Source organism: Dorea sp. 210702-DFI.3.17 (assembly GCF_020560825.1).
Lineage (GTDB): Bacteria > Bacillota > Clostridia > Lachnospirales > Lachnospiraceae > Dorea > Dorea formicigenerans.
The window spans coordinates 19979-28029 of the sequence record NZ_JAJCNB010000033.1; the positions used below are offsets into that span (position 1 = coordinate 19979).

The 8051-nt window shown below is 39.9% G+C and carries 10 protein-coding genes; 2 read left to right on the top strand and 8 right to left on the bottom strand.

Translation table 11 applies throughout. The annotated features are described in order from the left end of the window. Positions 1–4 precede the first annotated feature (4 nt). From LI149_RS12585 to LI149_RS12615, 7 genes are all read right to left on the bottom strand, one after another. Positions 5–697: an ABC transporter ATP-binding protein gene (locus LI149_RS12585; RefSeq protein ID WP_015517697.1), complete on the bottom strand. Its 693-nt coding sequence runs from the start codon at positions 695–697 to the stop codon at positions 5–7. Then, the gene (locus LI149_RS12590) at positions 690–1271 is read right to left on the bottom strand and encodes a TetR/AcrR family transcriptional regulator (RefSeq protein WP_008373078.1); all 582 of its coding nucleotides are present in this window, start codon (positions 1269–1271) and stop codon (positions 690–692) included. Before LI149_RS12590 ends, LI149_RS12585 begins: the two co-directional genes overlap by 8 nt. Before the next feature lie 375 nt (positions 1272–1646). After that, complete coding sequence (locus LI149_RS12595) at positions 1647–2357, bottom strand: DUF6040 family protein (protein ID WP_044905124.1); 711 nt, start codon at positions 2355–2357, stop codon at positions 1647–1649. Continuing rightward, positions 2335–4056, bottom strand: coding sequence for a MobA/MobL family protein (locus tag LI149_RS12600; RefSeq protein WP_055182639.1), 1722 nt, complete (start codon positions 4054–4056; stop codon positions 2335–2337). The genes LI149_RS12595 and LI149_RS12600 overlap by 23 nt, the downstream gene beginning before the upstream one ends. Then, on the bottom strand, positions 4032–4337 hold the full coding sequence (locus LI149_RS12605) for a hypothetical protein (protein ID WP_117483110.1): 306 nt from the start codon (positions 4335–4337) through the stop codon (positions 4032–4034). Before LI149_RS12605 ends, LI149_RS12600 begins: the two co-directional genes overlap by 25 nt. Further along, positions 4337–4651: a hypothetical protein gene (locus tag LI149_RS12610; RefSeq protein ID WP_014080633.1), complete on the bottom strand. Its 315-nt coding sequence runs from the start codon at positions 4649–4651 to the stop codon at positions 4337–4339. The genes LI149_RS12605 and LI149_RS12610 overlap by 1 nt, the downstream gene beginning before the upstream one ends. A 144-nt stretch (positions 4652–4795) precedes the next feature. Then, on the bottom strand, positions 4796–5026 hold the full coding sequence (locus LI149_RS12615; protein WP_003505382.1) for a helix-turn-helix domain-containing protein: 231 nt from the start codon (positions 5024–5026) through the stop codon (positions 4796–4798). Between the two features lie 174 nt (positions 5027–5200). Between LI149_RS12615 and LI149_RS12620 the strand changes: the two genes are divergently transcribed. Continuing rightward, positions 5201–5830, top strand: a complete 630-nt coding sequence (locus tag LI149_RS12620) for a helix-turn-helix domain-containing protein (RefSeq protein ID WP_003505395.1) — start codon at positions 5201–5203, stop codon at positions 5828–5830. 86 nt (positions 5831–5916) lie between these two features. Next, positions 5917–7212 (top strand): tyrosine-type recombinase/integrase, encoded by a 1296-nt coding sequence (locus tag LI149_RS12625; RefSeq protein WP_055182527.1) that lies wholly within the window; start codon positions 5917–5919, stop codon positions 7210–7212. Between the two features lie 144 nt (positions 7213–7356). On the opposite strand, the gene LI149_RS12630 is transcribed toward LI149_RS12625, so the two are convergent. Beyond that, positions 7357–7734: a hypothetical protein gene (locus LI149_RS12630; protein WP_008374225.1), complete on the bottom strand. Its 378-nt coding sequence runs from the start codon at positions 7732–7734 to the stop codon at positions 7357–7359. Positions 7735–8051: the final 317 nt, after the last annotated feature.

An 8051-nucleotide genomic window follows, 5' to 3' on the forward strand; every position in this document is an offset into this window, starting at 1 on the left:
ACCATCACCACCCTATCTCATAAGCAGTCTTTTGTGCTTCATTTGTGTAAATTTCAGATATTTTTCCGCTATTCATTTTTATAACTGTGTTTGCCATTTCCGCAATATTCAAATTGTGCGTTACCATTACAATCGTAAAACCATATTCCTTTTGAAGTTTACATATATAATCAAGAACCTGTCGTCCTGTTTGTTCGTCTAATGCTCCTGTCGGTTCGTCAAGAAATAATACTCTCGGTCTTTTTGCCAAAGCTCTTGCAATAGATACTCTTTGCTGTTCGCCACCCGAAAGTTCGCTGGGATATTTATGTAGTTTTTCTCCGAGTCCAACCGCTCTAATGACGTTTTTATAATCTTTATTATTTGCTAAATCAGCACCCATTTTTACATTTTTATCAACGCTCATATTGGGTAGCAAATAATACTGCTGAAAAATAAATCCGACATTTTCCTTACGAAATGAAGTTAATTCATTATCAGAAAGTGCTGTAATATCCTTTCCGTCATAAAACACTTTACCGCTGTCAGGGCGTTCAAGACCTGAAATTACATTCAAAAAGGTTGACTTGCCAGAACCAGATGCGCCGAGAATAACCACAAAATCATTATCCTCAATATCAAGACTGATGTCCTTTAATACTTGGAATCGGCTTTCTCCGTTTTGGTAGGATTTTATTATATTTCTCGCTTTAATCATTATTTTCTCCTTCCTTCAGCTTTTTCAAAATACTCATACATACCTCAGTAATCATTGTACTGATTTCTTCGTCTGTAAATCGGCACATTTTTGTGGCACAAAGCGTTGCAATTCCGTGTGTATATATCCAAAGATGATGATACAGTTTTTTCCCAGCTGCCTTGCAAATTTTGTAATCATCTTGAATTGACAATAGAATTTGCTCATAACTTTCATCTATCAGCGGAAGTACACCAGATAAGTCAGGAATTTGTTTTTGCTCCGTCATAAAGAGGAGTTGAAAAAGCTTAGGCTCATTAACAGCGAAGAGAATATATTGTGTACCCACCCCTTTAAACGGGGGCTCTGTTGTTAGTCCTTTATTGACATATTCTTTATACAGAGCTTTAGCAGATTTAATCATATCCTGCTGAACCTCCTCCATATTTTTAAATACAGTAAAAATGGGTCTTGCCGAACTACCGAGATATGTTCCTAACGCTCTTGAAGTCAAAGCCTCATATCCGTCTGCCCTGACAATATTTAATGCGGCTTCAATAATTTCTGCTTTTGTAAATTTGGCTTTTGGTGGCATACTTTATCTCTCCTTTTACTAAATCGCTTGTTTTAAATCAGCTGATTTAATTATAATTGAAGCCCACCTGAAAGTCAATAAGGCGGCAGAGATTAATTCCTTCAGCCTTATTGACTGCTTATGAAAAGATGATTTCTTCGTTCATAATATCCCAATTGCTACACTTTGTTGTATTGCGTTATGCGTTTTTCCAGCCCTTGCTTTTACCATTATGAACAGTCAGGGCAAGGGGAACATAGTGTGAAATCATATAAAGGGATAAAGCGAACACATTACAATGAATCCTTTGTTTTCAAAGCTTTTGTAGGATTTTATTAAAATACAAAGAGGTGTGATTAAGCACATATATAAAATTGTGTGTTTACAATCGGATTTTTAATAATATCCCCTTGTTTCCCGCCAGCCTTTTACATACCACCTGATTCCAACATATACCAGTTGCACGAATAATAAGAAAAATAGCAGATTGATCGGCAATACTGTCTTTATCCAATCTCCAAAATAGATTGCTATTGCCATGCTTATAAGTGTTACCAGTATTGTAATCATATCCCAGCAGTATTTCTTATATAGCCCGGCAATCTTTATCCCGGTGAATGCTAAAAGTATTTCTGCACCCACCAGACAGCCACCGCAAATCAATAATCTTATCAGCCAGTATATAATTCCGGTAATGACAGGATTGGATATTCCATTACTAATCTGTGCCACATTCTTTCCTGTCAGTATAATCCACCCTGCAATGCTCTGTATAAAAGTTGCGATTGTATCAAAGAATACCACGCAATCAGAAATAAAGATTTTTGACAGTATTATCTGAAAAAGAGTAGTCGATACGGAATACCATATCAGCAAAAACATCAATGCTTCATACATGGCTGTTTTTGCTTTATATCTGCCTGCCAGTTTTTCTCTCTGCGTATCATACCTTTCCTTCGCTCTCAGATAAGCTGTCTGGTTACAATTCCCACACTTTTGATAGAGTACCGGCTTTTCAACCGGTATCTCTACTTTTTTCTGATGGGAGAGTGCATAGTCCCGTTCCTGTTCTGCCTGTCTTAGCTTATCGCGACATTCCTCTATCATGTCCTTTGCGGTGAGCGTTTTCTCTTTCTCGCTCTGCAATAATTCTTTTGTTTTCCTCAAGTCGTTCTTTAAGGCTTGAATGTTCCCTGCTCTGTTCTCGCTGTTTAACCTCTCGTTCAAGGTCAGCGATTCGTCGAGCTGCACTTTCAGTTTCCTGATAGTCCGGTCTTTCTGGTCGAGTTCTTCCTGCATCTGCTCCGTCAGCATTAGCAGTTCTTCCAGTTGATCGTCGTTCTTTGAGTTTCTTAATTCGTTCATCAATCAACCTTCCTTTCTCTAATTGCTGTTCAAGTTCAGTAATTCGCTGTTCTGTTTCTGCAATAGCCGGTTCTCGCTGTTCAATTTCTGTGCCAATTCCTGCCATTGCTGATTTTCGTCTGTGAGTTTCTGTATCTGGTCTGTCTTTTCTTCCAGAAGCATCAACAGTTCTTCTGTATCCGGTAAGATTTGTAGCAGCTCTGACAATTCTTTCTCTAATTGCTGCAATCGTTCTTCCTGCTCCTGAAAGCACATCAGCTTCTCGTCCTTTTCCTGTATCTCCTGAAGCATCTCTGCCATGATATTCTGCTGTTCCTCTATCTGTGTAATCATTGCTTCCATCATGGGAATTACTTCTTTGCTTTCTTCTAATGTCATTCAACCACTCCTTCCATATTGACAATGCACCGGATACCTTACCAAAGGTTGTGATTACCTTTTGCAGTAGTGCATTTTGTTTTTTAATCATCTGGTTTTCCTCTACCTTCCATGAACCATTCCATATCTGTCCGGTGAGATATTTTTCCTCAATCTTTCTTGCATCCGCACCCTCATGAATCGTAGGGATTTTTAATTTGCCCTGTCTTTCATAAGAGCGGTGGTCAATCTGATTGTCTATGGATAAATGCCGGTTACACATCCCAGCCCATTCGCTTCGCCATAACTCACAATTCTTTGGATTATTCCAGCCGGTAGCATCGGTCAGAACCCGTTTCCATTGTTTTCGGTTTCTTGCCCCGACTTTCTGTACTCCGTTTTCATCAAGTACCGGAATGCGGATTCCATGCCGATCAGGATTTTTCTTATCCTGCCACCAGTCCGGGTGGGATTCATCAACCACGATATTTCCGTCAGTATCTCTGACAAAATCCCAGTCCTTGACTTCTTTGCTACCCCATGAATGATCCAGATTGAATGGTCGCATGGTTACAAGTAAATGCACATGTGGGTTTCCATCGCCCTTATCGTGTATGCTCCAGTCGACACACATTCCCTTATCCACGAAAGTCTTTTGAATATATTCGGTTGTATAATCAATCTGTTCCTGTCTGCTCCATTCTTTCGGCAGGGAAAATTCAAATGAGCGTCCAAGCTGTGCATCTGCATTTTTTTCTATCTTCAATACCTCATTCCATAGACGCTGTTTCTGAAATGTGATTTTAAACTTTTCCAGTGCGGCATCTTTATCATCCGCTCTTTTATAACGGATAGACTGTTGAAACCTTTTTATATTTTCTTCCGGTACATGCAGCCATTCAGGAGGTGCATTTTCGCACATCATCAGACTGGTGTAGACGACTTCCTTTTTGGAAGTATAGTAACTGATTCTGCCTGTTTCCTCATTCTTCATCACATCTCCATTAAGATATGCCGATGCGGATATGACAGATTTTCCTTTACTGCGCCCGACAATCTTTACTGTAAAGTGAAATATCGCCATGATATAATTCCCCCTTTCTGCCGTATCCGGCATTGATTTCCGACAGCATCTTCTTCTGGTTTGGCAGAAGTGAAGCTGTCGGAACGCCCTCTGCGCAAGAGTGCCCCCTGCGGCATGAGCAGGTCTGGCTGAAAGCCCCGCCGACGGAACGAGCCCGGCAAGCGTAAGCGCAGACCGGTTGCCACTTGTGGCAAACTTATAAGGACGACCTCTGGTTGTCCATAAGTGCGCCCTTCATTCAAAGGCAATGAAGGGAATGGAAAAACCACTCCCTCCGCCATTACACTTCCTCCATATCTGTAAGTGGCTCTTTCTGCATCGCCTTTGAGAAAAACTTTCCGTTTGTTTCCTGCCTTTTTAAGAAGCCTATCAACTTTGGTAAATCTTCCTCCTCAATCGGACAGCCAAGAACCGATTCCACTGCGCCACCAATCTGACAGAGCCTGTGGGTTCGTTTTTTACTTTCCTCTGCTTTCTTTCGCTTTTCCAGTTCCTTCCGCTGTGCAATGAGCTTTTTTGTAGCTTCAATGCTTTCCTGTTCCTTTTTCTCTAATGCACGTATTCTTTCTTCATAAGTCTTTGTTGATTTCGCCATATCGTCTTCATCCTTTCTTTTTCCGATAAACAACAGTTCCCGGTTGCATATCAGGAGAAGCACATGGTATAATCCTCTTGCGTGTAGGTATATCATGGCTTCGGTCTGATAGAACCTTTGGCGGTTTCTTAGGAAGCCGCCTTTTTAAGTTGCCACATTTCTTGTGACAGCTTTTACATTTCCTTTATCCCTCAGATCACGCCCCTCGTTGGCTTCCATGAACTTTTCCAGAATGTCAGTTTTAATAAGGACTTTTCTTCCGACCTTTAATACCGGAAGCTTCTTCCATTCAACCAGCTTTCTCAAAGTGTTTCTGCCAATTCCTGTATAGTCGGCTGCTTCCTCGATGGATAATGCAATCTTTCTTTCCGTCATCTTGTCACCTCCTTATAAATTGCATTATGCAATTTTTGTTGTGCTGTTAGTATAGCGGTTTTATATTGTGTTGTCAAGCGTTATGAAATTTTAAAAATAATTATTATATTGCATATTGCAATTATGTGAGGTACATGCTATAATTCATACATACCGAAAAAGGAGGCAATCAGCATGAAAGATAAAGAACTACGCAAGCTGATAGGCAGCAGGGCAAAACAGCGTCGTCTGGAATTAAATCTGACACAGCCTTATGTTGCAGAGAAGATGGGAGTTACAGCTTCCACAATCCTGCGTTATGAGAATGGTTCGATTGACAATACCAAAAAGATGGTGCTGGAAGGTCTTTCGGAAGCACTTCATGTATCTATTGAATGGCTCAGAGGGGAAACCGATGAATACGAAACCGATATTACGGATAAGAAAGAATTACAGATTCGTGATGCAATGGGCGATATTCTCAAACAGTTACCTCTCGACCTTAGTAAAAAGGAAGATGCTTTTTCCAAAGATTTACTGCTGTTGATGTTAAAGCAATATAACCTGTTTCTGGAATCATTCCAGTTTGCCTGCAAGAATTACAAGGGCAACACGAATGAAGCTGATATTGCAAAAGTAATGGGGTTTGAATCGAATGATGAATATAACGAGATTATGTTTCTCCGGGAGATCACCCACACTGTTAATGCCTTTAACGACATGGCAGATATCGTAAGGCTTTATTCCAAGAAACCGGAAATGGCAGAACAAAGGCTTGAAAATCTTTTATCAGAAGTTTTGTATGAGGATTCCGATTCGGTATAGAACGACAACCGGAGTTATGATATACTTACACGCAAGAAGCATTTCATCAGTTCCGATTGTCTGATATCGAAAGGAGACACACGATTATGGCAAAAGGATCTGTAAGAAAAAAAGGAAAGAAATGGTACTACCGCTTCTATGTAGAAGATGCAAGCGGCAATCTGGTTCAGAAAGAATACGCTGGAACAGAAAGTAAAAGTGAAACGGAAAAACTGCTCCGTCAGGCAATGGACGATTACGAAAGCAAGAAATTCATTGCAAAGTCGGAAAATATTACAATTGGAGAATTACTTGATATATGGGCAGAGGAAGAATTAAAGACCGGTACGCTCAGTAATGGGACAGTCCAGAATTACCTCGGTGCCATTACCAACATCAAGAAGCATCCAATTTCAGAGAGAAAGTTGAAAAATGTAACATCTGAGCATTTACAAGCCTTCTTCAATCTGCTTTCCTTTGGTGGCACTTATCCAGATGGTTCAGAAAGAAAAGGTTATAGCAAAGATTACATTCGTTCTTTCTCGGCAGTATTACAGCAGTCATTCCGATTTGCAGTATCACCAAAGCAATATATCACTTTCAATCCGATGCAGTATATTAAGCTGAAATACCAGACGGATGAGGTTGACCTGTTTTCCGATGATGACATGGATGGCGATATACAGCCAATTCCACGAGAGGATTATGAAAGACTGATTGAATTTCTACAGAATTACAATCCACCGGCAATACTTCCAATCCAGATAGCTTATTATGCAGGACTTCGTATCGGTGAAGCCTGTGGTCTGGCATGGCAGGACGTGAATCTTGAAGAACAGTGCCTTACAATCAGACGCAGTATCCGATATGATGGTTCAAGGCACAAGAATATCATCGGACCAACCAAACGAAAAAAGGTAAGGATTGTTGATTTTGGAGATACACTGGCAGAGATTCTTCGCAATGCCCGAAAGGAACAACTTAAAAACCGAATGCAGTACGGAGAACTTTACCATAAAAACTACTACAGAGAAGTAAAAGACAAAAACAGAGTTTACTATGAGTTCTATCATCTGGACGGAACAGAGAATGTTCCAGAAGATTATAAGGAAATATCCTTTGTCTGCTTAAGACCGGATGGAAGTTTGGAACTGCCAAGCACGTTAGGAATTGTTTGCAGGAAGATTGCTCAGAAACTGGATGGATTTGAAGGATTTCATTTTCACCAGTTGCGACACACCTACACAAGCAACCTTCTGGCAAATGGAGCAGCACCAAAGGATGTGCAGGAACTGTTAGGGCACTCAGATGTCAGTACCACCATGAATGTCTATGCACACTCTACAAGAAAAGCCAAGCGGGAATCTGCAAGGTTACTTGATAAAGTGGCAGGCAATGACTAAATAAAACTTTCCCTTATTTCCCTTACGATTATCTCATAAGGGCAAAAATAAGGGAAAATACATATCGTTTCGCTAATGCACAGGCTGGAAAGCCTGTAAAATAGGGAAAGTTAGAAATATATTTCGGCAAACTTGAATTTGTAATTACATTCCATACATATTGGCATTCTTTACAAGTACTTTATCACCCTTTTCTAATTGTTCCTTGGAAATTCCTCGTAACCCAAGTCCAACATGCTCTGTTTTATATCCACAACCATTTGCTTTTCGTTCTTTTGTATGTACATCGACAGTAGTAATTCTGGTTTCTAAGATATCTCCATTTGCTTTATAAATACATGCATTTTCCCCTTCTCTGCACATCCCTGTTAATATGTTTCCTGTGGCAACTGTTCCAACTCCCATAATTGTAAATATATCATCAATAATCAATTCAAAATCTTCTTTTAAACACGATGGAACATCTAATCTGCTCATGTATTCTGTTTCTCGTTCTTTTTTGCTTTTACCAAATAATCCCATGGTATTCCTCCTTTAAAACTTCCGATTTGTATTTCTGTTTGTTTTAAAAATGGGCAATCCCGATTGGAATTGCCCACTCTTTGTACTAATTATGCGATTTTTTCTTGCTTGCACCGATTTCTGCATCAATTGATGTAAGTTTGATGTAAATCGCTGTTTTTTTAGTTTTTTATCAAATGAAGTACGTCCCGTCTATTCGGTAAAACGGTACATCTTTACATCATCTTAATAGAGCTTTGCACCTGCTGGAATGTGGTCATCAACCATCAGAAGATGAAGCTTTTCTTCGCCTTCTTCTTCATGAATAGCACTGAGGA